The organism is Pseudonocardia adelaidensis (assembly GCF_039543345.1).
GTDB classification, from domain to species: domain Bacteria; phylum Actinomycetota; class Actinomycetes; order Mycobacteriales; family Pseudonocardiaceae; genus Pseudonocardia; species Pseudonocardia adelaidensis.
In genome coordinates, this window is the sequence record NZ_BAABJO010000008.1 from 1 (window position 1) to 23,962 (window position 23,962).

At 69.5% G+C, this 23,962-nt stretch carries 22 protein-coding genes; 5 read left to right on the forward strand and 17 right to left on the reverse strand.

Annotation, left to right across the window (positions count from 1 at the left end; genetic code table 11):
- Window positions 1-106: 106 nt before the first annotated feature.
- Both ABEA81_RS42640 and ABEA81_RS12055 read right to left on the reverse strand, forming a co-directional pair.
- Complete coding sequence (locus tag ABEA81_RS42640) at window positions 107-445, reverse strand: hypothetical protein (RefSeq protein WP_425570527.1); 339 nt, start codon at window positions 443-445, stop codon at window positions 107-109.
- A 304-nt stretch (window positions 446-749) separates the two neighbouring features.
- Window positions 750-1,823 carry a sodium:calcium antiporter gene (locus tag ABEA81_RS12055; protein WP_345605067.1) on the reverse strand — a complete coding sequence of 358 codons (1,074 nt, stop codon included), beginning with the start codon at window positions 1,821-1,823 and terminating at the stop codon, window positions 750-752.
- Window positions 1,824-2,048: 225 nt separating this feature from the next.
- Between ABEA81_RS12055 and ABEA81_RS12060 the strand changes: the two genes are divergently transcribed.
- The 3 genes from ABEA81_RS12060 (at window position 2,049) to ABEA81_RS12070 (ending at window position 5,033) form a co-directional block, all read left to right on the forward strand.
- A complete protein-coding gene (locus tag ABEA81_RS12060) occupies window positions 2,049-2,870 on the forward strand; it encodes an SDR family NAD(P)-dependent oxidoreductase (protein WP_345605068.1) in 822 nt (273 codons plus the stop codon).
- A 106-nt stretch (window positions 2,871-2,976) separates the two neighbouring features.
- Window positions 2,977-4,227, forward strand: coding sequence for an LLM class flavin-dependent oxidoreductase (locus tag ABEA81_RS12065; RefSeq protein WP_345605070.1), 1,251 nt, complete (start codon window positions 2,977-2,979; stop codon window positions 4,225-4,227).
- Window positions 4,228-4,238: 11 nt separating this feature from the next.
- Window positions 4,239-5,033 (forward strand): alpha/beta fold hydrolase, encoded by a 795-nt coding sequence (locus ABEA81_RS12070; RefSeq protein WP_345605071.1) that lies wholly within the window; start codon window positions 4,239-4,241, stop codon window positions 5,031-5,033.
- A 107-nt stretch (window positions 5,034-5,140) separates the two neighbouring features.
- Here the strand turns inward: ABEA81_RS12070 and ABEA81_RS12075 are convergent, their stop codons facing one another.
- The 3 genes from ABEA81_RS12075 to ABEA81_RS12085 are packed head-to-tail and all read right to left on the reverse strand — an operon-like array spanning window position 5,141 to window position 7,192.
- On the reverse strand, window positions 5,141-5,947 hold the full coding sequence (locus ABEA81_RS12075; protein ID WP_345605072.1) for an ABC transporter permease: 807 nt from the start codon (window positions 5,945-5,947) through the stop codon (window positions 5,141-5,143).
- A complete protein-coding gene (locus ABEA81_RS12080; RefSeq protein ID WP_345605073.1) occupies window positions 5,907-6,713 on the reverse strand; it encodes an ABC transporter ATP-binding protein in 807 nt (268 codons plus the stop codon). Before ABEA81_RS12080 ends, ABEA81_RS12075 begins: the two co-directional genes overlap by 41 nt.
- Window positions 6,710-7,192: a MarR family winged helix-turn-helix transcriptional regulator gene (locus tag ABEA81_RS12085; protein ID WP_345605074.1), complete on the reverse strand. Its 483-nt coding sequence runs from the start codon at window positions 7,190-7,192 to the stop codon at window positions 6,710-6,712. Before ABEA81_RS12085 ends, ABEA81_RS12080 begins: the two co-directional genes overlap by 4 nt.
- 74 nt (window positions 7,193-7,266) lie before the next feature.
- Between ABEA81_RS12085 and ABEA81_RS12090 the strand changes: the two genes are divergently transcribed.
- Window positions 7,267-8,139, forward strand: coding sequence for an NAD-dependent epimerase/dehydratase family protein (locus ABEA81_RS12090; RefSeq protein WP_345605075.1), 873 nt, complete (start codon window positions 7,267-7,269; stop codon window positions 8,137-8,139).
- 338 nt (window positions 8,140-8,477) lie between these two features.
- On the opposite strand, the gene ABEA81_RS12095 is transcribed toward ABEA81_RS12090, so the two are convergent.
- From ABEA81_RS12095 to ABEA81_RS12150, 12 genes are all read right to left on the reverse strand, one after another.
- A complete protein-coding gene (locus ABEA81_RS12095) occupies window positions 8,478-8,657 on the reverse strand; it encodes a hypothetical protein (protein ID WP_345605076.1) in 180 nt (59 codons plus the stop codon).
- Between the two features lie 53 nt (window positions 8,658-8,710).
- Window positions 8,711-9,367, reverse strand: a complete 657-nt coding sequence (locus ABEA81_RS12100) for a matrixin family metalloprotease (protein WP_345605077.1) — start codon at window positions 9,365-9,367, stop codon at window positions 8,711-8,713.
- Entirely contained in the window at window positions 9,364-10,263 is a 900-nt protein-coding gene (locus tag ABEA81_RS12105) for a hypothetical protein (protein ID WP_345605078.1), read from the reverse strand. Before ABEA81_RS12105 ends, ABEA81_RS12100 begins: the two co-directional genes overlap by 4 nt.
- Window positions 10,264-10,894: 631 nt before the next feature.
- Entirely contained in the window at window positions 10,895-11,026 is a 132-nt protein-coding gene (locus ABEA81_RS12110; protein ID WP_345605079.1) for a hypothetical protein, read from the reverse strand.
- An 87-nt stretch (window positions 11,027-11,113) separates the two neighbouring features.
- Window positions 11,114-11,569: a GNAT family N-acetyltransferase gene (locus ABEA81_RS12115; RefSeq protein ID WP_345605080.1), complete on the reverse strand. Its 456-nt coding sequence runs from the start codon at window positions 11,567-11,569 to the stop codon at window positions 11,114-11,116.
- 125 nt (window positions 11,570-11,694) lie between these two features.
- Window positions 11,695-11,967 carry an acyl carrier protein gene (locus tag ABEA81_RS12120; protein ID WP_345605081.1) on the reverse strand — a complete coding sequence of 91 codons (273 nt, stop codon included), beginning with the start codon at window positions 11,965-11,967 and terminating at the stop codon, window positions 11,695-11,697.
- The gene (locus ABEA81_RS12125) at window positions 11,964-13,685 is read right to left on the reverse strand and encodes an acyl-CoA ligase (AMP-forming), exosortase A system-associated (RefSeq protein WP_345605083.1); all 1,722 of its coding nucleotides are present in this window, start codon (window positions 13,683-13,685) and stop codon (window positions 11,964-11,966) included. Before ABEA81_RS12125 ends, ABEA81_RS12120 begins: the two co-directional genes overlap by 4 nt.
- A 134-nt stretch (window positions 13,686-13,819) precedes the next feature.
- Complete coding sequence (sbnA, locus tag ABEA81_RS12130; RefSeq protein ID WP_345605352.1) at window positions 13,820-14,806, reverse strand: 2,3-diaminopropionate biosynthesis protein SbnA; 987 nt, start codon at window positions 14,804-14,806, stop codon at window positions 13,820-13,822.
- 37 nt (window positions 14,807-14,843) lie between these two features.
- Window positions 14,844-15,875 carry a 2,3-diaminopropionate biosynthesis protein SbnB gene (sbnB, locus tag ABEA81_RS12135; RefSeq protein WP_345605084.1) on the reverse strand — a complete coding sequence of 344 codons (1,032 nt, stop codon included), beginning with the start codon at window positions 15,873-15,875 and terminating at the stop codon, window positions 14,844-14,846.
- On the reverse strand, window positions 15,872-16,876 hold the full coding sequence (locus ABEA81_RS12140; protein WP_345605085.1) for a TauD/TfdA family dioxygenase: 1,005 nt from the start codon (window positions 16,874-16,876) through the stop codon (window positions 15,872-15,874). Before ABEA81_RS12140 ends, sbnB begins: the two co-directional genes overlap by 4 nt.
- A 12-nt stretch (window positions 16,877-16,888) precedes the next feature.
- The gene (locus ABEA81_RS12145) at window positions 16,889-19,423 is read right to left on the reverse strand and encodes a non-ribosomal peptide synthetase (protein WP_345605086.1); all 2,535 of its coding nucleotides are present in this window, start codon (window positions 19,421-19,423) and stop codon (window positions 16,889-16,891) included.
- Window positions 19,424-19,458: 35 nt separating this feature from the next.
- On the reverse strand, window positions 19,459-22,527 hold the full coding sequence (locus ABEA81_RS12150; RefSeq protein ID WP_345605087.1) for a Pls/PosA family non-ribosomal peptide synthetase: 3,069 nt from the start codon (window positions 22,525-22,527) through the stop codon (window positions 19,459-19,461).
- A 739-nt stretch (window positions 22,528-23,266) separates the two neighbouring features.
- Here ABEA81_RS12150 and ABEA81_RS12155 point away from each other — a divergent pair.
- A complete protein-coding gene (locus tag ABEA81_RS12155; RefSeq protein WP_345605088.1) occupies window positions 23,267-23,650 on the forward strand; it encodes an XRE family transcriptional regulator in 384 nt (127 codons plus the stop codon).
- Window positions 23,651-23,962: the final 312 nt, after the last annotated feature.

Consider the following 23,962-nt stretch of genomic DNA (forward strand, 5'->3'; position numbering starts at 1 on the left):
AACTCACCGCCTGGCAACACGCCACCAACACCGACCAACGCCAGGTCGACTGGCAGTTCACCACCACCGACGCCCGCACCAAACTCCGCCACCTATACCCAAACAATTAGCGGCGACGGTCTACTAGTGGGTCTGGTGGATCTTGATTTACCGGGTGGCGGAGCCAGATCTTGATCGAGGCGACGTCGATGGTTCCTTGGAAGACGTACTCGCGTTTGTCGGTGCGCGTCGCGACCGCACGGAAGGTCTTGAGCTTGTTGATGGCGCGTTCGGCGGTATTGCGCTGCTTGTAGGCCGCGGTGTCGAACGTCGGTGGTCGCCCGCTGGCGGAACCCTTCGCCGCACGAGCCTTCTGCTGGTCGCTCTTCTCCGGGGTCGTCGTCTTGGAGCTCGTTCCAGAATGATCTCGGCGTGTCCGCTGTGGACCGACCGCAGCGTTCGCCACGCTGCCCGTCGTGATCGATGATCTTGTGTTGTACTCGTTGTGGGAGCGGGTGGCACGCCTGCTCCACCTCGGCCTGCTCCAACTCACCTGCGCCCTGATCTGTCATCGACGGCTCGCGGCATCATTCTGAAACGAGCTCTTGGTCCAATTGCTCGCGGCTCACTTGTGCTGCGCGACGCTTGGCTGACGACGGCGCCAGGCCGCAGATGGCAGATGTCATCAGGGGCATTGCGCTCCGTCAGCAGGAACGGTGATCCGTGGAAGCGGCGCCTCTGTCCCCGGCCTGAACCTTGGAGCGTGGTGGTCAGCTCGTGGACGCCGCTATGGCGAACAGCCCGAACAGGCTCACGGCGTAGAGCAGGAGGACGGCCAGCGAGTCGATGCCCATGCCGGCGATGCGGCGGGCGGGGCGGAACAGCAGGCCGGCGATGTAGACGGCGGTGAGCAGCATCCCGACGCCGGTGAGGTAGATGTCGGTGGCTTGCGCCTGGGGGAGCACGGCTCGTCCGGAGAGCAGGGTGGCGAGCAGGAACAGCACCGGCAGGAAGGCGTTGCCGCCGAAGATGTCGCTGACGGCGAGCTGGTCGTCGCCCTGTCGGACCGACTGCAGGCCGGTGGAGACCTCCGGCAGGGAGGTGGCGGCGGCGAGCACGGTGGCGCCGAACAGCACACCGGACAGACCGACGTCGCCGGCGATGGCGTCGCCGGAGCGTTCCAGGACGACGCCGCCGACCAGGGTGACGAGCGCGGCGGCCCCGAAGATCGTGGCCGATTTCGCGGTGGAGGTGCCGCGGTCGGTGGCGTTCTTCTCGGTCTTGTGTCGGCTGTGGCCCCGCGGCTCGGGCTGGTTGTCGGGTGCCTCGCCCGACTCGTGCCACGGCAGGGCGCTGTGGGCGCGCTTGACGAGTAGCAGCCCGATTACCCACAGCACGGCGATCAGCACCGCGGCGGGGCCGAGCCGGAAGGCGATCAGGTTGTCGGGTAGCTGGGAACCGGCGACCACGACGACCAGGACGGCGATCACCAGCAGGCCTTCGACCACGAGCACCAGTGACGCCGCGCGGTAGGTCAGCGGTTTGCCCCGGCGGTTGCCGAAGGCGTCGAGCACGACGAGCACGACGGTCTGGATCGCGATGCCGCCGAGGATGTTGCCGACCGCGACCCCGATGTTGCCGCTGAGCGCGGCACTGGCGGTGATGGCGATCTCGGGGAGGTTGGTAGCGACCGCGAGCAGGATCACCCCGCCGAGGGCGGTGCCTAGGTGCAGGCGGGTGGAGAGGACGTCGGTCTGGTTCGATAGCGAGATCCCCGCGATCCACACCGCGGCGGCCGCCGCCAGGAAGATCAGCCCGGTGGCCCAGAGGGGCAGCGCGTCCATGGAACTCCTCGTGGTGGCCGACGTTGTCGCTGGCCGCGGTACCCGGGCGGATGTGCCGCAACCGTCCACCTCGTTCTTCGAGCTCATCCATCAGACACGCCCTAGTGTCCACGGTGGATCACCGCAGGCGAGCGGGACGAGGCCCGCACCCCTCACCTGATCCCGCTCGTCCCCCGCGGCCACGGGCGTCGCCGCCGGGGTCGCGCCGCTCGACAGGAGGTCGTCATGAACACCGTGCCCGCCCCGCCGTCGGAGCTCGCGGGCCGGACCGCCGTGGTCACCGGTGCCGCGAACGGCATCGGCGCCGCCGTGGCCGCCCGGCTCACCGCGGCGGGCGCCGCCGTGGTGGCCTGCGACGTGGACGCCGCCGCCCTCGCCGATCAGGCGGCCCGGCTGCGCGATGGCGGCGCCCGGGTCGCCGAGGTGGTCGGCGACGTCAGCCGCGCCGCCACCGCCGAGCAGGCCGCGCAGCGGGCCGAGCGGGAGTTCGGCGGCGCGCACGTCCTGGTCAACGCGGCCGGCATCCAGCGCTACGGCACCGTGGAGACCACCGACGAGTCCGTGTGGAACGAGGTCCTCGCGGTCAACGTCACGAGCATCTTCCTGTTCGCCAAGCACCTCGTGCCGCTGATGCGCGCCGCGGGCGGCGGGTCGATCGTCAACGTGTCGTCCGTGCAGGCCTTCGTGTCGCAGACCGACGTCGTCGCCTACTCCGCGAGCAAGGGCGCGATCAACGCGCTCACCCGGGCCATCGCCGTCGACCACGCGCACGAGCAGATCCGCTGCAACGCGGTGTGCCCCGGCTCGGTGGACACGCCGATGCTGCGCACCTCGGCGGCCCGGTTCGCCGGCGGCCGCGAGCCCGCCGAACTGCTGGCCGAGTGGGGCCGCTCGCACCCGCTGGGCCGCGCCGCGCGGCCGGAGGAGGTGGCCGAGGTGTGCGCGTTCCTCGCCGGGCCGCGCTCGTCGTTCATGACGGGCAGCGAGGTGCGGGTGGACGGCGGGCTCACCGCCGCCGCGGGCGTCGCCCTCCCCGACGGCGGCTGACGGGGTCCCGCGCCCACGGAGATTGACAGGTAGCTAAGCGAATGATTCGCTCGAAGAGGATCGCGTCCGTATCGCTGCCGCTACGTCCGCTCATGGAAGGATCTCCATGAAGTCGATCTTCTTCCACCTGATGCCCTATCGGGACCTCCCGGAAGACTTCGAGACGAAATACGAGAGTATCTGGGTCACGCCGCCGAACGCGGAGCTGTGTGATCCGCGGAAAGTGGCGCAGTACTACCAGTGGAACCTCGACGAGCTGGAGCTCGCAGACCGGCTCGGGTTCGACGGGGTGGGGGTCAACGAGCACCACCAGAACGGCTACGGCTTCATGGCCTCGCCCAACCTGATGGCCGCCGCGCTCGCCCGGCGCACGCCGAACAACAGCGCGCTGATGGTGCTGGGCAACACGCTCGCCCTGTACTCGCCCGCCACCCGGGTGGCCGAGGAGTTCGCCATGTTGGACGTCCTGTCCAACGGGCGGCTCGCCGCCGGGTTCCCGGTGGGCACCTCGATGGACGTCAACTTCTGCTACGGCGTGCCGCCGACGCAGACCCGGCCCCGGTTCCGGGAGGCCGAGGAGCTGATCATCCAGGCGTGGACCCGGCCGGGGCCGTTCAGCTTCAACGGGGAGTACAACCAGCTGCGTTACGTCAACCCGTGGCCGCAGCCGCTGCAGAAGCCCCACCCACCGGTGTGGCTCGCGGGCGGCGGCTCGGTGGAGACCTGGGAGCTGGCCGGCAACCGCGACTACACCTACAGCTACCTGTCCTTCTTCGGCGCCAAGTTCGGCAAGAAGCTCATGGACGGTTTCTGGGCGAAGATGGACGAAATGGGGGTGGACCGCAATCCGTTCCGCGCCGGGTTCGCCCAACTGATCTGCGTCTCCGAGACCGACGAGCGCGCCGAGCAGGAGTACCTCGAACACTGCTCCTACTTCTTCAAGAAATGCCTGCACATCCCGGGCTACTTCTTCGAGGCCCCGGGCTATCGCACCCGCAAGAGCACCGAGTTCGCGATCAAGACCAACCAGCCGGGCGCCATCGCGGCGGCCGCGGCGCTGGAGAAGAACTGGAAGACGCTCACCGAGGAGGGCTTCATCGTCGCCGGCAGCCCGGCCACGGTGGCCGACCGGCTCGTCGAGCTCGCCAAGACGCTGCGGGTGGGCAACCTGCACGCGCTGCTGCAGGTCGGTTCCATGCCGCACGAGCTGACGAAGAAGAACATCACGCTGTTCGCCGAGGAGGTCATCCCCCGGATCCGCCACATCTGGGACGCCGAGGGCTGGACCCACAACTGGTGGCCGTCCGGCGCCGCCGACCGCTCCGCGGAGCGGGCCGTCACCGGGTCGCAGGCCTGAGAGGGGGAGCGATGACCACCACCAGCACAGCGCCCGCGGGGGCCGAGGAACGCACCGTCGACGTCGGCCCGATCCGGGCCCGCGTCCTGGTCGCGGGCACCGGCCGGCCGGTGCTCTACCTGCACGGCGCGGGCGGCCTCGTCTGGGACCCCCTGCTCGAGTCCCTCGCCGCCGGGCACACCGTCCACGCCGTCGAGCACCCCGGGGCCGGGTCGGCCGACGACCTCTCCCACCTGCCCGGCATCTGGGAGCTCGTGCTGTTCTACGACGAGCTGCTCGACGTGCTGGGCCTGGACACCGTGCAGGTCGTCGGCCACTCCTTCGGCGGCATGGTGGCCGCCGAGCTGGCCGCCAACAACCCGCGCCGGGTGAGCAGGCTGGTGCTCATCGCGCCGATCGGGTTCTGGCGCGACGACGCCCCCGTGCCGGACATCGCCGCGATACCACCCACGGCACTACCCGGGCTCCTGCTCGCCGACCCGGAGGGGCCGCTCGCGGACGCGGTCGTCCCACCGGCCGACGACCCGCAGGCCCGGTTCGAGACCGCAATGCGGATGGCGAGCATCCTGCACTTCATCTGGCCCATCCCGGAGAAGGGCCTGCACCGGCGCATCCACCGGATCACCGCGCCCACCCTGCTCGTCTGGGGTGCGCAGGACAAGCTCGTCAGCCCGGTCTACGCCGAGGAGTTCACCTCGCGGCTGCGCGACAGCAGGCTCGCGCTCGTCGACGGGGCCGGGCACCTGCCGCCGCTCGAACAGCCTGCCGTGGTGCGCGACCACGTGCTCGGCTTCCTCGACGGCTGAACCATCTGGAAGCGGCCCGGCGCCGGTACGCTCCCGGTCGTGCCCGTTCCCGACGACCGCGGCGGGGGACTCGAGCGGATCGCGGCCCTCCTCGAGCAGCGGGGCGACTAGCGCACCAGCTTGCCCATCAGCGACGCGGCCCCGATGATCCCGAGCACCGCGGCGCCGACGAGCACCGCGAAGTCGGTCCAGAGGTTCGCCGGGGCGCCGACGAGCAGCCCGCGCAGGGCGTTCACCAGGTAGGTCAGCGGGTTGACCTGGCTGATCACCTGCAGCCACGTCGGCATGATCTCGATCGGGTAGAGGGCGTTCGAGGCGAAGAACAGCGGCATCGTCATGAGCTGCCCGATGCCCATCAGCCGGTCGCGGGTCTGCGCGACGCCCCCGATCGCCATGGACAGGCACGAGAAGAAGCCCGCGCTGAGCATGAGGGCGATCGCGGCCGCGATCAGCTTCAGCGGGTTGAGGGTGATGCCGACGCCGAGCAGCAGCGCCACCGGCACGAGGACGACGACCGGGGCGAGCCCGCGCAGGCCCGCGGCGAACGCCTTGGCCATCACGATCGCCGCGCGCGGTGTGGGGGTGACCATCACCTTCGTGAGGATGCCCGCGTCGCGTTCCCAGATGATCTGGATCCCGTAGAAGATCGAGACGAACAGCGCGGACTGCGCGAGGATCCCGGGCGTCAGGTACGCCAGGTAGGACAGGTCGCCGGTCGGGATCGCGCGGATCCGGCTGAAGATCTGCCCGAACACCAGCAGCCACAGCACGGGCTGCACCATGCGCGTGAAGAGCTCGGTGTAGTCGCTGCGCAGCTTCTGCATCTCGACGATGCCGAGCGTGCCGGTGCGCGCGGCGAGCAGGCGGACCGGCTCAGCCCAGCTTGCGCGCGGTCGTGCGACTGCGACGGACATTGCGCACCCCCTCGGTGCCGTGGTCGTCGAACCCGGCGCCCGCATAGCGCCGGAAGACGTCCTCGAGCGTGGCGTCCGGGCCGATCCCGGCGCGGAGCTCGGCGGGGGAGCCGACGGTCTGGAGCCTGCCGTGGTGCATCAGCGCCACGGTGTCGCACAGCTCGTCGGCCTCCTCCATGTAGTGCGTGGTGAGCAGGACGGTCATGCCGTAGTCGGTGCGCATCTGGCGCACCCGCTCCCACACGCCCGCCCGCGCGATGGGGTCGAGCCCGACCGTCGGCTCGTCGAGCACGAGCAGGGCGGGGCGGTTCACCAGTGCCTGGGCCAGCTCGAGGCGGCGGATCATCCCGCCCGAGTAGCTGCCGGCCCGGCGGTCGGCCACGGCGAGCAGGTCCATGGCGTCCAGGACCTCGTCCACCCGGTCCGCCCGCTCGCCGCGCGGGACGTCGAACAGCCGCGCGAACCACGTGACGTTCTGCCGCCCCGTGAGCGCGGCCTCGATCGAGAGCTGCTGCGGCACGTAGCCCAGGTGCCTGCGGACGTCGGTGGCCCGGCGGCCGACGTCGAGGCCGAACACCCGCACGCTGCCCTCCTGCACCGGCAGCAGCGTGTTCAGCACGCGGATCGTGGTGGTCTTGCCGGCGCCGTTGGGCCCGAGCAGGCCGAACACCTCGCCCGCCTGGATCCGCAGGTCGAGGTGGTCGACGGCCACGGTCTCCCCGAACCGGTGCACCAGTCCGGTGCACTCCACGGCCGCCGCGGTCACCGGGCCCGCTCCAGGTGGCGAAGCTCCTCGGCCAGCGCCTCGAGTGCGTCGATGCCGGCGGCGAGGTCGGCGAGCTGGCGCGGGGTGAGCCGGTCGAGCGCCTCGTGCAGCACCCCGCGCCTGCGGGCCCGGGCGGAGTCGAGGGCCTCCTGCGCGCGCGGGGTGAGGGTCAGCCGGCCGACCCTGCGGTCCTGCGGGTCGGTCTCGCGCACCAGCAGTCCGGCCCCGACGAGCTGCGTGACGATCGTCGACACGCTGTTGGGTGCCAGCCCCAGCTCGTCGGCGATGTCGGCGACGGATCTGCCCGCGCGCTTGCTCACCATCATGAGCACCTCGCGCTGCGACGTCGAGATCTCGCGAGATGCGCCGCTCATGACGACGGGCCCGGCGAGCCTGCGCAGCAGCCGGCGCACCGCACCGACGGCGGGCATCAGCGTCTCGGAGACGGCGTCGGATGTCGGCGCCGTGGAGGTGACCATGCGGCCACCATATACCTCTGCGGCAGAGTAGATCTGCCGCAGATACATCTTGATCGTGTGATAGAGAAGGCACCATGACCACCGTCGCCGTCACCGGCAGCAGCGGGAAGCTCGGCCGTCACGTGGTGCGCCACCTCCAGGAGCACGGCTACCGGGTCGTGGCGCTCGACCGCGTGCCGGACCGGGAGACGGCGGCCGCCGTGTCGGTGCGCGTCGACCTCACCGACCACGGCCAGGTCCTCGAGGCCCTCACCGCCGTCGACGACCGCCACGACGGCGTCGACGCGGTCGTGCACCTCGCCGCGATCCCCGCGCCCGGCCTCACCACGAACGCCGCGACGTTCTCGAACAACATCACCGCGACCTACAACGTGTTCGCCGCCGCCCGCGCGGTGGGCATCCGGAACGTCGTGTGGGCGTCCAGCGAGACGGTGCTCGGGCTGCCGTTCGACGTGCCGCCGCCCTACATCCCGGTGAACGAGGAGTACGCCGTGCGGCCGGAGAGCACCTACTCGCTGGTCAAGAGCCTCGAGGAGGAGATGGCGCGGCACTTCTGCCGGTGGGTGCCGGAGATGAAGATGATCGGGCTGCGGTTCTCCAACGTGATGGACCCCGAGGACTACGCGCGCTTCCCCGGATTCGACGCCGACCCGCAGCTGCGCCGGTGGAACCTCTGGTCCTACATCGACGGCCGCGACGGTGCCCAGGCCGTGCGCAGGGCGCTGGAGCACGAGGCCACCGGAGTGGACGTGTTCGTGATCGCGAACGCCGACACCGTGATGTCGCGGCGCAGCGCCGACCTCGCGGCCGAGGTCTACCCGGGAGTGCCGGTCACGAAGGAGCTCGGCGAGCACGAGACGATGCTGTCGATCGACAAGGCGCGCCGGGTGCTGGGCTACGAGCCGGAGTTCAGCTGGCGGCACCAGCGTCCAGCAATGCGGGGCTGAAGCGCCGCCACGCCACGGTCGTGAGCACGACCATGCCGCCGAACGCGAACCAGAACGGCGCCGTGGTCCCCAGGCCGCGGACGACGCCCCCCGCCGAGCGCACCCAGGGCCGCGTCGCCAACGGAGAACGGGAAGTAGCCACTGTTGACGTGCCCGCGCAGCACGTCGGGCACCACCCGCTGGCGCCAGGAGACCGCGAGGATGCCCCAGAGGCGAGGAACAGCGCCGTGGTACACGACGGCGCCCGTCGCGCGACGACCGCGGCCCACCCGCCCACAACCGCCCGAACCCCGCCCCCACCCGGTCATGGTGGCGGCGGGGTCGAGCGGTTTCGGCGATCAGCGGTGGGCGCGGCGGCGGTAGGTCACCTGACGCGAACCGACACCGGCGAAGTACAGGGCGAGGCAGAACAGGCCCGCGGTGACGAGCAGCGTGCTCGTGATCACCTGGACGGAGATTCCGACGAGTTCGAACAGGAGGGCGAGGCCGAAGAGGACAGCTGCGGCGACAGCGAGCATTGTGGCTCCTTCTGCAGGTTACGTGGTGAAAGCGTTCCCGTTCCGGAACGTGTTCAACCGGCCTGCGCCCCGTAGAGCACGACGAGATTCGCGAAGTCGAGCGCGTCCGGCCGCGGATCCGTGTCCTCTCCGGTCTCGGCGTTCATCACCGAGTCCGGGTCGTCACGGTGCACCAGACCGAGCGCGTGCCCCATCTCGTGCACGACGGTGGCCAGCGCGCCGTTGTCGGATTCTCCGTCGAGCACATCGGTGTAGAGGTGGATCGTGTTGGCGAGCCGCACCCCGCGTCGATCCACGCCCTCGGATTCCCCGTCGGTGTCATCGCTGTGCCGGTCCTCCCGGGCTTTCGCGACGACGGCGGAGCAGTTCGACCCGTCCGGGCACTCGTCGACGGCGACGGCCTCGATGCACGGGCTCCGCGACCAGAGAGCGGCTCCGTGCGCCACGAAGCCGGCGTAGCGGGACGGCAGGTCCCCGGTCGCGAAGTAGACCGTGATCTCCTGCCCCGGCACGTGGACCCACGGGGCCTCCGGGCTGTCGTCGGTGTCCACGTCCCGCTGCTCCGCGCCCTGCTCGGCGACGCAGCGGTCCGCGATCGGGATGTCCGACGGGTCGGAGCTGCGCCCTGCCAGGACCAGGCCGACGGCAGCCACCGCCACGGCGAGGGCCGCGGCGGCCACCACCCGTCCCCGGCCGTGCCGCACCGTCATCGGTCCGCTGCCTCCCGCGCCGGGTACCCGCGGTACCTGGCCCGTGCCGGCACGTCCTCACCCTTCATCAGGAAAGCGTCGGCGTCGAGCACCGAGCCTCCCTCCATCGTGACCCCGTGGTGCGCGAACGCGTAGGTGCCGAGCATGCAGCCCGGGCCGATCGTGATGCGGTCGGACGTGAACGTGCCGTCCTCGAGCGAGTGGGCCTGGATCGTGCTCCCGGCATTGAGCGATGCGTGATCGCCGATCGTGACGATGGTCTTCTCCGGAATGGCGCAGCCGTCGTCGAACACCTTGTGCCCGATCCGCACCCCGAGCGCCCGCCACAGCAGGTTCTTCATCGGGGTGCCGTTGAACACCGCGAGGTAGGCCCCGCCGCTCATCTTCCAGAATCGCTCGTGCCACCAGAAGCACGGGTCGTAGATCGAGCAGAACCGCGGCCGCATGGCCCGGAACAACGTGACCGCACGTTCGAGAAGCACGAAGAACGCGATGCTGACCACGAACGAGACGAGCGTGGCCGCCGCGACGGCGAGGATCCCGAACCGTCGGTAGTCGTCCAGTGCGAACAGACCGATCAGGCCGACGACGTACAGGTTCACGACGTTGGCCAGCAGGAATATCCCCGCCGTCACGGCGTTGTGCCGGATCTTCGCCCACATGCGCCTGCGCCGTTCATCGCCGGTCTCGAGGTGGTCGAACGCGCGGTCGCGCGCCACGGTGCGGGGGATCTCGAAGCTCGGCGAGCCGAGCAGGCCGACCCCCTCGCGCACCTCGCCGTCCAGCGGGACCATCACCTTGGTGCCAAGCAGGCAGTTCTCGCCCGTCCGGCCGCCCGCGGGATAGGCGATGTTGTTGCCGAGGAAGCTGCGGTCCCCGAGCGCGGCGCGCCGCACCCGGAACGACGTGCTCGAGAACTCCCCGCAGGCCGAGGTTCAGCAGGCGCGGCACGGTCACGATGAGCGCGAGACCCAGCAGCAGGCCTCCTGCGTACAGCACGGCGGTGTGGGCCAGCGCGTCCAGGTGGAAGCTCACCGACGTCCCGGCGGTGACCTCCTCGCTCCAGGTCCCGGCGATCAGCGGGAGGCCCGTGATCACCGGCAGCAGCAGGGCCAGCAGGATCGGCGCGTAGACCAGCACGCCCACCAGCTGCGCGGACGCGAACAGGAACCGGCGCAGCCGGCCGCACCGGGCCGGGCCTACCAGCAGGTACCGGGCCGACCGGTTGGCCCGGGCGTCCAGCTGCCGGTACGTCAGCGTCTCGTCCCCGGCGTCCACCGCGAGGTGGGCCTCGTCCATCCGGTCGCACTGCTCTTCGAACAGCTGCTCGAGGCGCTCGCCGGGACGCCATCGGACGTCCCGGCCCAGTTCCGCGGACTCGAGGACGACACCCTTCTCGTCCGGACGGACGCCCATCGGGGCCCGTTGCCCCGCGGCTACGGCAGACACCGCCTCCCCCAGCATGCCGGCGACAGGTTCCGCCGAGCGCGTACCCGCGAGTGATCGCCTCACACGTCCGGCAGCGGATCACTCCCGCTGCAGCGCCTCCGTGGCGGGCGTGACGGGAGGGTCGTGCGCGTAGGGCGCGTAGAAGGTGAACCGGTCGACGAGGCCGCCGATTCGCCCGACCTGCGGATGTGGGCGGCAGGTCGGGAGCACGATCCGAGTCAGCCGAGGCGGTTTCCGTCGACACGGCGGAGCAAGCAACGGCATCGGCGACCGCGCGAGTCGCTCCCCGATTTGCGCTCAGCGAGCGGACAGCGCCAGCCGCAAGACGATCTCGCCGTCGTCGATCTCACCGGTGGGCCGGAAGCCGAACCGCCGGTAGAAGGGCCACGGTTCGCCTTCTCCAGGCTCGTAGCTGGTCAGCAGCTCTGCGGCGCCATCGGCTCGAACCAGCTCGGCGATCTGTGTCAACACCTCCCAACCGATCCCGCGCCTCTGGTACCGCTTGTCGATGAGGAGGCGCCAGAGGAAGTGCCGCCCCGTGAAAGGACCAGCCGACGGGTTCCACGCCAGCATCACGAAGCCGACCGGCTCGTCGCCGCGGTACACCGCGCGGTACCAGGGATTGGCCTCCGGCGTCGCTGCCGCGTGCTTGAGCGACTTGGACACCGAGGCGACGAACTGCTTCTGGTCGCGCCGGACACGGAGGGCACGAACCGCATCCCGGTTGTCGTCAGTGATCTCCCGTAGGTGCACGCCTGGAGGCACCACGCCCTACCCCTCCTGTATGAGAACTCACCTTCTGGTCCGGAGGCCATGAGGTCGGTCCGCGGCTGTCAGGCCGTGGCGCATCTTCAGCACTTGACTCCGCCGTGCGGCTCTCAGCGCACCTTGGACTCCACGAAGGCCGTGAGCCGCCCGAGGGTGCCGAAGATGTCGCCCTTCATCTCGTCGATCTCGATCTCGATCCCGAACCGCTCCTGCAGGGCGACGATGAGCTTGACAACGGTGAGCGAGTCGAGCTCGGGAAGATTGCCGTGCAGGCCCGTCTCCGGCCCGAGGTCGTCGGCCTGGTCCTCGATGTCCAGCGTGGTCACCACGACCGCCTTGACGTCCTCGAAAATCGCCTGTGAGATCTCTGGCGAGCGGCTCATCTGGTTCTCCTCATCGGTCGTGCAGAACCCGGCGGCCTGCGATCTACATCGGTAGCTCCATCGGTGTCGGGTGTCCTGGGAACAGAGGCCGGCGGGTGGGATGGCCGTCGGCGGCGGGGATCTCGAGCGAGCTCCTGAGCACGGGAGCCGGCGAGCTCGTGGCGAAGGGCCGCCCGGTCGAACTTGCCGTTCGGCGATCGGGGCAGGGCGGTGCGGACCACCACCTCGGCGGGCACCATGTAGGTGGGCAGTTCCTGCCGCAGGCGCGCGGTCACCGCGGTCGCGTCGAAGGCGGCGGGATCGCAGGGGGTCACGACGAGGACGACCCGGTGGCCGAGCGCCTCGTCCTCGAGGCCGAGCGCGACGGCATCGTGGACCAGTCCGGTCTCGTAGACCACTTCCTCGATCTCTTGCGGGCTGACCCGATACCCCGACGTCTTGATCATGTCGTCACGCCGTCCGACGAAGTACAGGAAGCCCTCCTCGTCGCGGACGACGACATCGCCGGACCAGACCGCCAGCTCGGGCGTGCACAGCTCGACCGGACGGTTCGGCGGCGGCCGGAACCGCTCGGCCGTGCGCTCCGCGTCATTCCAATAACCCAGCGCGACGAGCGGCCCGCGGTGCACCAGCTCACCCGGCTCGCCCGGACCACACAGGCCGCCGTCCTCCCGGACCACGAGGATCTCGGCATCCGGGATGGCCTGGCCGATCGAACCCGGCCGCCGGTCGACCTCCCGTGGATCGAGGTACGTGGAGCGGAACGCCTCCGTGAGGCCGTACATCAGGTACGGCGCCGCGGTCGGGAAGATCGCTCGCAGTCGTTGCAGGGTAACGCGCGGGAGCCGCCCCCCGGTGTTCGCGAAGTAGCGCATCCCGGCCACGGCCTCGGATGGCCACGTCTGGGCCGCGAGCTGTATCCACAGGGGCGGTACACCCACCAGCCCGGTGATGCGGTGCTCCGCGCACAGCCGGACGACATCCCCCGGGAGCAGGTAGTCGGCGAGCACCACGTGGGCGCCGACGCAGAAGCCGGTCGTCAACTGGCTCAGTCCGGCGTCGAAGCTCAGCGGGAGAACGGCGAGGATCCGGTCCTCTGCCATGTTGTTCAGGTAGGTGCTGACGCTCTCCGCGCCGACGACGAGGTTGCGGTGCGACAGCACGACACCCTTCGGAGCTCCGGTGCTCCCCGACGTGTAGAGGATCGCGGCCACATCCGTGTCCACGCCACCCGTCGGAGGACACCCGGCCTGGCTCGAGCGTTCGGCGACCTCCGACCAGGGCAGCACGCGGTACGGGGCTTCCTCGTCCTCACCGAACGAGTCGCCCAGCACGAGGACGTGGCTGAGCGACTTGCAGGCGGCGAGCTCGGCGCGCAGGGCCCGCAGCCGGTCCGTGGAGGTCACCAGTACCCGCACGGCGCAGTCGTCGAGGATGTGCCGTACCTGCCTGGCCCGCAGCACGGGGTTCACCGGGACGAACACGCCACCGGCTCGCGAGCAGGCGAGCAGCGCCACGACGGTCTCGATCCTCTTGTCGAGGAAGATCGCGACGCGCTCGCCACCATCGAGCCCGATGTCGCGGAGGCCGCAGGCCACGAGCTCCGTCCGTTCGTGCAGATCGGCGTAGGAGATCGTGGTCGTCCGCGCGGTCAGGGCGGGCGCGCAGGGGTTGCGTTGGGCGGACCTCGCGACGAGGTCCGGCCACCGAATGATCATTTCGGCGGATTCCTTCCTGTTCCTGTCGCCTGGCAGCCGACGAGTCCCAGCCCCTGCGCCGCGGCCGCTCGTCTCCGCGGGCAGGGCCGGCTCGCCCGGGCCATGGACGCGGGAGTTCGACAACTCATTGCGCGTCAGCCCGGCCCGTGGGCGGTGCTGAGGTCAGCGAAGTCGAGCACCTCTGGGCCATAGAGGTCCTCCACCCAGTTGGATTGGTAGACGGTGTCGAGGTAGCGGTCGCCGAGGTCCGGGGCGATCGCCACCGCAGTGACGCCAGGCGCGCCGTTGCGGGTGAGCCAGCTCGTCGCACCGCTGACCACGGTGCCCGTGGATCCACCGAACATGAACCCGTGCCTGGCCAGCCGGTGGCAGGCGCGGACCGTGTCCGTCTCCTCGACGCGGACCACATCGTCCACGTAGGACGTATCGAGCAACGGTGGACGGATGCTGGTGCCCAGCCCGGGAATCATCCGCCGGCCCGGCGCCTCCCCGAAGGTCACCGAGCCGACGCTGTCCACGGCGACGACCTGCACCCGCCGATGCCACTCCCGGAAGTAGCGCGCACAGCCCATCAGGGTCCCGGCGGTGCCTGCGCCGACGAACAGCACGTCCAGCCGCGGGAACTGACGCGCAATCGCCGGTGCCGTCGTGCGGTAGTGCACCAGCCAGTTGGCTGGGTTGATGTACTGGTTGAGCCACACGTACCGGTCGTCGGAGGCGCACAGCGCCCGCACGTAGTCCAGCCGTGCGCCGAGGAAGCCACCGATGGGATCCGGCTCGGCGATGATGTGGACCTGGCTGCCCAACGCAACCATCAGCCGCCGCGTCGCCAGGTTGCACCGGGAGTCGGTCACGCACACGAACCGGTAGCCCTTGCTCGCCGCGACCGTGCTGAGCGCCACGCCCAGGTTGCCGGACGACGATTCGACCAGCACCGAATCTGGTGTCAGGACGCCCTCCCGCTCGGCAACCTCCACCATCTCGGTCGCTGCCTTCAGCTTGATCGACCCGGCGAAGTTGAAGCCCTCGCATTTCAAGAAGAGTGGGTGCTCGAGGATCGACTGGAGGTCGACGTAGAGCTCCTCCTCGTTGAAGGCCTGTGGAACTGATATAACTGGCACGAATATCCCCCTCCCCATGAAATGGTGTACCGGCCGCCTACCCGTACCGGCGTAGCTCGTGGAAGAAGTCTCCAATGACGTGCAACTGACTGGACTGGGTCACCTCGTCGTAGACGTACTTGCCGACCGCGAGGTCGAGCACACCGAGCCCGAACGGCGAGAACACCACCGGCCGGCCCTCGTCGATCGTCACCTGCCCGGCCATCACGTCGGCCAACGTCCCGAGCAGGAAGTCCCGGTTTCCGGTGAGCTGTTCGGCCAAGTGCGGCGAGGTGTCGGCCTTCAGGCAGTGGTCGATGTCGTCGACGATGTTGGTCGAGGCGAGCACGATCTGTGGCGCGAGGTCGCGGAGCGACACGTGCAGCACCAACGGGTTGTGTGCGAACCACGACACGTCCCTGACGTGCGGCTGTGCGACGACCGTTGCGAAGACCACCAGGTCGGACGACCGGATCAGCTGATCCGGACTCTCGAAAACCGTGATCCGACCGCTGGTGCCGGACCGCTCGAGGTACCCACGGAAACCGCGGGCGTTCTCGGCGGACACATCGTGAATGCCGATCTCGTCGAACGACCAGCCGGTGCCGGACAGGTAGGTGTGGATATAGCGGGCGATCAGCCCCACCCCGAAGAAGCCTACACGCGTCGGGCGCTCGCGGCCGCGGCTGAGCCAGTCCGCCGCCAACACCGCGGACGCTGCCGTCCTGGTCGCGCTGATGATCGAGCTTTCCAGGCAGGCGAACGGATAGCCGGTGTCGGGATCGTTGAGGATCAGCACGGCCGAAGCCCGTGGGATCCCCCGCGCTACATTCTCCGGGAAGCTGGAAATCCACTTCAGGCCAGTCACCTGAAAAGTCCCACCCAGCGATGCCGGCAGGGCGATGATCCGCGAGGCCGGGCGTTCGGGGAATCGCAGGAAATAGGACGGCGGGTTCAGCGTCTCACCGGCGCCGTCCAACCGGTAGGCGGCCTCGACGAGCTCCACGATCTGCTTCTCGCGCCCTCGCAGCACATGCTGGACCTGGGAACCGGAGATGACCGCGAACGGTCGCACGATGGATGTGGTCATCCGGCTCTCACCTCGATGGTCGGCGAGCAGTCGGCCAGGCGCACCGGGTCGGCCATCCCGACCAGGACTTCACGCGGTCCGGTGAAGGGCTCCCTGCTGTGTGCGCGGCGGATGTTGTCGACGAGCATCAGGTCGCCGGCCTGCCATGGCTCCCGCTCGGTCTTGGCCTTGTAGACCTCGTTGAGCAGCTCCACGATGTCCTCTCCGATCGGGTCGCCGCCCCCGAAGCGGGTGGTGAACGGCAGTCCCTCGGCGCCGTAGGTGTCGACCAGGAACTCGCGCACCTCGGGGTCGAGCGTCCACTCGTTGAGGAAGGCGATCTGGTTGAACCAGCAGCGGTCGCCGGTGAGCGGGTGGCGCACCACCGCGCTGCGGCGCTGCCAGGTGCGCAGGCCGCCGTCGGGCCGCCACTCGAACTCGATCGCATTTGCGCGGCAATAGGTCTCGACCGCGCCACGCTCATCGGTGCCGAACGCCTCGCCGACCGACGCGCCGATCACCTCGTTGTAGGTGCGGACGAGCATCCAGCCCTCCCGCTCGAGCCGTTCGACGAGGTCACCGGGCAGCGCGTCGAGCACGGCCGTCGAGTCCGCCACAGCGGTCGCCCCGCCCTCGGTGGGCGCGGACAGGCACCCGAACAGCATCAGGCCGGGGAACTCGAGCCGGTAGCTCAGTTCGTGGTGCATGCACATCGGCTGGTTCGACGGCCACTTCGACGAGGAGTACACGCCCTCGGCGTAGGTCTGCCGCTCCGCGAACGCCTCCCTCTCGGTCATCAGGCCGCCGCTGGCCAGCCCACGGAACACGGCAGCGACCTCGGCCGCGTCGCGAAGCCCGAGACCGCGGACCAGGACCGCTCCGTGCTCGGCGACGACGGCGCGCAAGGCGTTGCGGTGCGCGGCCGCCCAGCCCGGTCCGTCGCCAGTGGCATCGGCTCGCAGCAACGGCACCCTGCCGGGCTGCAGATCCACGTCCAACAGCAACGATGGCGAGGACGACATCTCGATCTCCTTTCAGTTCCCCCCGGAGGAGGTCAGCAGTTCGGGGGCGTGCTCTCGGTGCAGCGACCCGGCCATGTCCGCGAGGATCGGGTGTTCGGCGATGTCCTCGAGGGACACCGCTCGGTTCAGGGCGATCGCCAGCTTCACCGCCGAGAGCGACGTGCCACCCAGATCGAAGAAGTGGTCCCGCCGGCCGATCTGCTCCTCGCGCATGCCGAGCACCTGCGCCCACGCGGCCGCAAGGCGTCGCTCGGTGGGCGTGCTCGGCCCCTCGGAACCCACGTCGACCGCGCCGAGCTCTGCGGCGAGCGCGGTGAGCGCCTTCCGATCGATCTTGCTGTTCGGGGTCAGCGGAAGGCGGTCCCGCCAGTGGAATGCCGACGGAACCATGTACCTCGGCAGCGACGCACCCAGCCGGTCCCGCATGACGTCGACCTCGACCGGCCGCTCGCCCGAGTAGACGGCCACCAGGTGTTTGCCCTGGTCGGCCCGTTCGACCACCACCACCGCACCGTCACGGACACCCGGGACGCGCAGCAGCGCGTTCTCGATCTCGCCGATCTCGATCCGGAAGCCACGGATCTTGACCTGGGTGTCCCGGCGGCCGAGGAACTCCAGCTTGCCCCCGGGCAACCAGCGGCCGTGGTCGCCGCCGCGGTAGAGGCGCTGGCCCGGCCGGTGCGGGTCGGCCATGAAGGCTCGCCGGGTGCGCTCTGGATCGTTGACGTACCCGCGGCCGACGCAGACGCCCGAGAAGACGATCTCGCCAGGGGCACCGAGGGGCACTGGTGACAGGTGCTCGTCGACAACGTAGACGTGCACGTTGTGGATGGGGGGACCGAGCGGGATCCGGTCGGAGTCGGGCACCCGCGTCATGACCTCGTGATTGGTGTCGTCGGAGGTCTCGGTCAACCCGTACGCGTTGACCAGCCTGATCTCGGGGTGCAACCCGAACCAGCGCTGCACGAGCTCCTTCTTCAGCGCCTCGCCGGTGGCCGACACGCACCGCAGGCTTGGAAACTTCCGGGGATGCTGCTCGAGGTAGGTCAGCACGACCTCGAGATAGGACGGGACGACCTGCAGGACGCCGACCCGGCCGCGGACGATCGTGTCGACGTACCGCTCGACGTCGAGGATCACCTCCTGCTCGACGATCAGGGTTCGTCCCCCGACCAGGAGCGCCGACACCAGTTGCCACAGCGAGATGTCGAAGGACTGCGGCGCGGTCTGGGCGACCACGGGCGCACCGTGCGCCGGGCCCACCCCGAGGTCGTCGATCTTGGCGTAGACGTGGTTGAGCAGGCCGGCGTGCTCGCACATCGCGCCCTTGGGCTCGCCCGTGGAGCCGGAAGTGAAGTAGATGTAGGCGAGCTGGTCGGCCGCCACTGCGACGCCCAGGTCGTCGTCGGCATGGCCCTCGCCGCAGGCCTCCTCGAGGATGATCGTCTGCACGCCGGTCAGCGTGTCGAGGGCCTTGTCGAGCATGGTGGTGCTGCCGAGTTCGGTCAGCACCAGCGTGCACTCGGCCCGTGCCAGCGTGGTCGCGATCCGGTCGGCCGGAAAGTGCGGCTCGATCGGCAGATACGCACCACCGGCCTTGAAGATCGCGATGACGGAGGCCATCCAGTCCAGGTTCCGCTCGGTCACCACCGCGATCACGCCCTCGCGGCGCAGCCCACGCGCCAGCAGCGCTCGTGCCAGCCGGTTGGCGTGGGCGTTGAGCTCCCGGTAGGTCCAGCGCCGGTCGCGGTGCACGGCCGCGACGGCGTCCGGATGCATCCGCACGCGCTGCTCGAACAGCTCGTGGAAGCGGCGGTCCGGCAGCTCGCGGCGCGGCCCCGCGAGCCCGTCGAGCTGGAAACGCAGCTCCTCCGCCGACAGCAGGCTCGCCGGCCCGTGCTCGGCGTCCGGGTCGGCGACCATCAGCGCGAGGGCGGTGAGGTGGTAGCCGGCGATCCGCTCGGCGCTGTCCGCATCGAGCGCGTCGGTGCGGTAGCGCAGGTGCAGCGCGAGCCGGCCGCCCGGGGTCGCGAGCGTTACCCGGAGCACGACGTCCCCGGCGAGGCCATTGTCGATCTCGCCAACGGTGTCGAGGCTGCCGACCGGGTCGAACTCGGTCTCGAACGCCGGCCCGGCCACGCCCAGCTCACTCTCGAGCTCGCCCACCGCGAAGTCCCCGTGCTGCAGCAGGTCCGCCTCAACCCGAGCGGTGTCCTGCAGCAGCCACCGCCATGAGCGGGCTCCGGTCGTAAGCGGGCAGGGCAGCGGCCGCCCACCCGGCCCGGCCGCGTAGCCGGTCACCACGTCCTGCTCGCCGGACAGCGCCGCCAGCACCTTCGCGTGCGCGGCCAGCGCCACCGAGTGCAGCGGCAGCCGCAGCCCATCGGCCAGCCGGCGCACCGCTGCCGCCAGGTCGTCATCGAGGATCGCGACGTGCTCGGCGACGCCCGGGGCCGGGTCGAGCGTCCACCGCGGGATCGCGGTCGCGCCGCCCGCGACCAGGACGGCCCGCCAGAACTCCCGGCCGGTTTCACCCCGCTTGTCCATAGAAATCGTCCCTACGTTCCACGTTGTGCCGGGTGTCAGTCGCCGCTGACGAGCACGGCGGCGCGGTTGTCGTCGATGCCGATCTTTCGGGCCTGGGGATCGCCCGAGTGCTCACGCACGTTCCTGGCCGGGTTTCCGCCCCACGTGGCGTTCGGTGGCATTTCCTCGCCCTTCATGAGGAAGGAGTCGGCGGCGAGCACCGCACCGTCGCCCATCGTCACGCCGTAGTGGGCCCATGCGCCGACGCCGAACGTGCAGCCGGCTCCGATCACGATGCGGTCGGACTTGAATCCGCCGTCCTCCTGCGAGTGGCACTGGATGGTGCTGCCCGGGTTGAACGTGCAGTCGTCGCCGATCGTGACGAACGCCCGCTCGGGCATGCCGAGGCCGTCGTCGAAGACGCCGCGGCCGAGCCGCACACCCAGCAGTCGCCACAGCACGTTCTTGATCGGGGTGCCGTTGAAGGCGTTCACAAAAGAGGCGAGGGACATCTTCCAGAAGCGTTCGTGCCCCCAGAAGGCGCGGTCGTAGATCGAGCAGCCCTGCGGCGCCAAGGCCATGCACGGCCGGACCAGTACGTCGATCAGGACGTTGTAGGCGATCGTGAGGACGAATACCCCGGCGGTGGCCAGTGCGAATGTGGACACCCCCTCGGAGTCCCAGACGTCGACGGCACCCAGATAGAGCACGCTGACGATGAAGGAAAAGGCCCACTGCGCCAGCAGCATCATTGTCACGGTAATGGTGTTGTGGATGTTCTTACCCATGAGGCCGCGGCGCAGCTCGTCCGCATCCACGTCGAGCTGCTCGTCGCGCCTGACCTTCCGCGGGATCTCGAAGCTCGGCGCGCCCAGCAGGCCCACGCCTTCCCGCACCTGTCCGTCGAGAGGAACCATGACCTTCGTCCCGAGGAGGCAGTTGTCGCCCGTCTTGGCCTGGGACGGATAGGGGATCCGGTTCCCCAGGAAGTTCTCTGCCCCGATCGACACGCGGGACATGCGGAAGGATGTGCTCGAGAAATCGGCATTCATGATGGACAACCCGTCCGCGGCCATCGTTCCGCTGCCGACCGCGCTGAGGAACGGGGAGTCGTGCCTGACCATCTCGCCGAAGTTCGAACCGGTCTGCCGCACCCCGCGAAGGTCGTACCCGATCCAGCGCAGGTAGTGGACGATGGCGGAGGTGTCACCGAGGAGGCGCATGTAGAACCTGATGTTGGTCGTACGGACGATCACGCGGTGGATCCAGTAATGGAATCCGTACAAGGGGTAGACCTGGTCCGACGAGATGAAGTGGTTCAGCACGCGCGGAACGGTTCCCACGAACACGATGCCGACGAGCGCGGCGCCGAAGAAGAGCACGGCGGACAGCACCAGCGCGTCCTGGTAGAGCTCCCAGCTCGTGAAGGAGACCGTTCCCGGGTCCATCAGCGCAGCGAGCTGCGGGACGTCCGTGAGCGCGAGGACCGCGACGACGAACGCCAGCGGCGTACCCAGCAGAAGCAGGTTCGCCAGCTGCACGGTCGCGAAGACGACCCGTCGCCGGGTGCCGACGTCCAGCGAGGGGACCTGCTGGTAGTCCACGTCCGTCGGCTGCGCGGGGGAGCCGTTCCAGCGCTCACCGTCGGGCACCGTCTGCCCTGCGTGCAGCGCGGAGGAGTGCCCCAGCTGGGCCCCGTCACCCAGCGAGGTCCAGATGTCGAGCACCGTCGCCTCGCCGACCAGTGCGTCCTTGCCGATGCTCACCACGCCCGTCTGGATGATGCGGTTGTGGGCCCGGTAGCCGGTGAAGAACGAGTCCTTCCGGACCACCGCGCCGTCGCCGATGCTGAGCAGGTCGGTGCACACGGGCACATTCGGGGAGAGGATGACGGCGCCGCGCCCGATCTTCGCGCCCAGTGCCCTGAGGTAGACCGCGTAGAGCGGTGAGCCGACGAACAGCACCATCGGGTTCCGCTGGACCAGGGTCCTGACGAGCCAGAAGCGGAGGTACGCCGTGCTCCAGACGCGGATCTCCTGAGGCTCCCAGCGTCCGATGAGCACCCACTTGACCAGGATCGGAAGGGCGCACAGGCCGAGGAACATCGCGGCGCCGAACGCGACCGACCGCAGGTAGACGTCGACCAGGTTCGGGCCGGCCGAGACCCACTCGAAGCCCGTCACCGCAACGACCGAGGTGAGGGCGGGGTAACCGAGGAGGAACAGGAGCTGCAATGCCCCGCAGAAGGCGACCTGACCACTGTCGGCCCGACTCGGTGGCGGGGGGAGAGCCGGCCGCGAGGCAGGCCTGGGTGTGGTGTTGGTCGTGGTGACGAGGGCCGCCGCAAGACTCCGGATCGTCGGGTGCTGGTAGACGTCCGGCATCGATACGGACGGCAGGTCGGGCCGCTTGCGCACGCGCGCGCAGAAACGGGCCATCGACATCGAGTCGGCGCCGAGATCATCGAAGAAATGGCTGTCGATCGGCACGTGCTCGGTGCCCACGACACCGGCCAGCACCTCGGCGAAAAGCCGCTCGCATTCGGCGAGAGTGGTCAGCTCTTCAGCCGGATCAGTGATCAGGACGTCGTCGGCGAGGGCCGCCGCAAGACTCCGGATCGTCGGGTGCTGGTAGACGTCCGGCATCGACACGGACGGCAGGTCGGGCCGCTTGCGCACGCGCGCGCAGAAACGGGCCATCAACATCGAGTCGGCGCCGAGATCATCAAAGAAATGGCTGTCGATCGGCACGTGCTCGGTGCCCACGACACCGGCCAGCACCTCGGCGAAAAGCCGCTCGCATTCGGCAAGAGTGGTCAGCTCTTCAGCCGGATCAGTGATCAGGACGTCGTCGGCGAGGGCCGCCGCAAGACTCCGGATCGTCGGGTGCTGGTAGACGTCCGGCATCGACACGGACGGCAGGTCGGGCCGCTTGCGCACGCGCGCGCAGAAACGGGCCATCAACATCGAGTCGGCGCCGAGATCATCAAAGAAGTGACCGTCGATCGACACGTGCTCGGTGCCCACGACACCGGCCAGCACCTCGGCGAAAAGCCGCTCGCATTCGGCAAGAGTGGTCAGCTCTTCAGCCGGATCAGTGGTCAGGACGTCGCGGGGGATTCCCATCGATTGACCCCTTGAACGAAAAGTCGGGAGTGGTCGGTGCGACAAGCGCGCTGAACGGCGTGAGCGAGATCCGCGCTTGCCAGGGCTGTCACGAAGGCTGGGCCGGAAACCCAGCTATCCGTGAATCGGCGCGGTCCGCAGCAGGAGGACGGGTGCAGCCTCCTACCGTGGACCCCGGGTCAGGAGCAGCGTCACGGGTCCGTGATGGAGCGCTTCCGCCCGCCGCCGAGTCGATGCTGGTCTCGGGCTCGCACATCTGTGTGGCAGGTTCCTGCGCCACGGGATCCCCGGCCACACCTCGCCCTTCATCGAACGGGTGGCCGGCGTCGGCAGGCCGAGCCCGTGCCCGGGCCGGCTGAGCTGCTCGGTCACAACGCGTTCTGGACGGCTGTGACCGAGCGAGCGCACGCCCGCTCCGGGTAGGAAGTCGATGAAGACGTTCCCGTCGAGATCACGGACGAAGCTTCCCCATGCCTCGTCGATCTCGATCGCGATGTGGCGCGGGTAGACCCGGGCGTTGGACTCGCGCCGACTCTGCCTGATCAGGAGTCCGGCAGCGCCCGGCCCGGGAAGCGGGCCGGTGACGCGGGGGCCAACGGGTGGGTCGGCGTGTCCCAACATGATCATCCCCCTCCGCACGACGCCAGACTAGCACCAGTTAACTCAATATTGATGCCTGTTTTTGAGGTCGTTCGAGGTTGGGCTCGATCAACGCCGCCCCTGCCCCTAGGCTCTGCGCGTGACCGACGCGGAACGGGCGAGCGGCGAGGGCTGGGACCGCGTCGCAGAGGCGATCCGGGGCCGCATGGCCGAGACCCGCATGACGCAGATGGACGTCGCGTCCCGTGCCCGGCTGTCGCTGACCACCATCCGGGAGCTGCAGAACAACCTCAACCCGCGCCGCCGTCGACCACAGACCCTCGCCGCGGTGTCGGACGCCCTGGGGTGGCCGTCCGACTACCTCGACCACGTGCTCCATGGCGAATCGCCGGAGCCCCACGAGGACGAGGTCAGGGATCCGGTGTTGCACGCGCTCGACTGCCTGGGGCAGGAGATCCAGGAGCTGCGGGACCGCGTCGAGCAGATCGAGTATCAGCTAGCTGCCGAAGACGAGACGCTTTGACCTCTGCGACGGTGCGCAGCAGGTCGTCCAGCTCAGCAGCGAGCCGGCGCAGAACCGGACGCGGACTGTCGCCGGTGCGGTGCATCGACTCCTGTGGCGGTCGACCTTCCATCCCGTCCCCCTCCAACCGGCGCCCTCCCCTTCGGACGGCATGGGTGTCCCCCTGCACGACGGTTCTGTGGGCGTTCCGACGGGGCAATCGGTACTGCGGAGCCCCATCCTCGATACTCGCGCCGATCCCCGAAGGGCGCTTCCGCGGTCTCACACCGTCACCCGCATGGTCCCGACGAGCGTCACCGCCGGCGGTGACCT

Bases quoted from the DNA above. Each gene is read 5' to 3' on its own strand.
- ABEA81_RS12100 (WP_345605077.1), bottom strand. From the start codon at position 9,367: ATGACGGTGCGGCACGGCCGGGGACGGGTGGTGGCCGCCGCGGCCCTC.
- ABEA81_RS12125 (WP_345605083.1), bottom strand. From the start codon at position 13,685: ATGATCATTCGGTGGCCGGACCTCGTCGCGAGGTCCGCCCAACGCAAC.
- ABEA81_RS12070 (WP_345605071.1), top strand. From the start codon at position 4,239: ATGACCACCACCAGCACAGCGCCCGCGGGGGCCGAGGAACGCACCGTC.
- ABEA81_RS12150 (WP_345605087.1), bottom strand. From the start codon at position 22,527: ATGGGAATCCCCCGCGACGTCCTGACCACTGATCCGGCTGAAGAGCTG.
- ABEA81_RS12085 (WP_345605074.1), bottom strand. From the start codon at position 7,192: ATGGTCACCTCCACGGCGCCGACATCCGACGCCGTCTCCGAGACGCTG.
- ABEA81_RS12090 (WP_345605075.1), top strand. From the start codon at position 7,267: ATGACCACCGTCGCCGTCACCGGCAGCAGCGGGAAGCTCGGCCGTCAC.
- ABEA81_RS12120 (WP_345605081.1), bottom strand. From the start codon at position 11,967: ATGAGCCGCTCGCCAGAGATCTCACAGGCGATTTTCGAGGACGTCAAG.
- ABEA81_RS12140 (WP_345605085.1), bottom strand. From the start codon at position 16,876: ATGTCGTCCTCGCCATCGTTGCTGTTGGACGTGGATCTGCAGCCCGGC.
- ABEA81_RS12060 (WP_345605068.1), top strand. From the start codon at position 2,049: ATGAACACCGTGCCCGCCCCGCCGTCGGAGCTCGCGGGCCGGACCGCC.
- ABEA81_RS12075 (WP_345605072.1), bottom strand. From the start codon at position 5,947: ATGTCCGTCGCAGTCGCACGACCGCGCGCAAGCTGGGCTGAGCCGGTC.
- ABEA81_RS12065 (WP_345605070.1), top strand. From the start codon at position 2,977: ATGAAGTCGATCTTCTTCCACCTGATGCCCTATCGGGACCTCCCGGAA.
- ABEA81_RS12055 (WP_345605067.1), bottom strand. From the start codon at position 1,823: ATGGACGCGCTGCCCCTCTGGGCCACCGGGCTGATCTTCCTGGCGGCG.
- ABEA81_RS12145 (WP_345605086.1), bottom strand. From the start codon at position 19,423: ATGGACAAGCGGGGTGAAACCGGCCGGGAGTTCTGGCGGGCCGTCCTG.
- ABEA81_RS12095 (WP_345605076.1), bottom strand. From the start codon at position 8,657: ATGCTCGCTGTCGCCGCAGCTGTCCTCTTCGGCCTCGCCCTCCTGTTC.
- sbnB (WP_345605084.1), bottom strand. From the start codon at position 15,875: ATGACCACATCCATCGTGCGACCGTTCGCGGTCATCTCCGGTTCCCAG.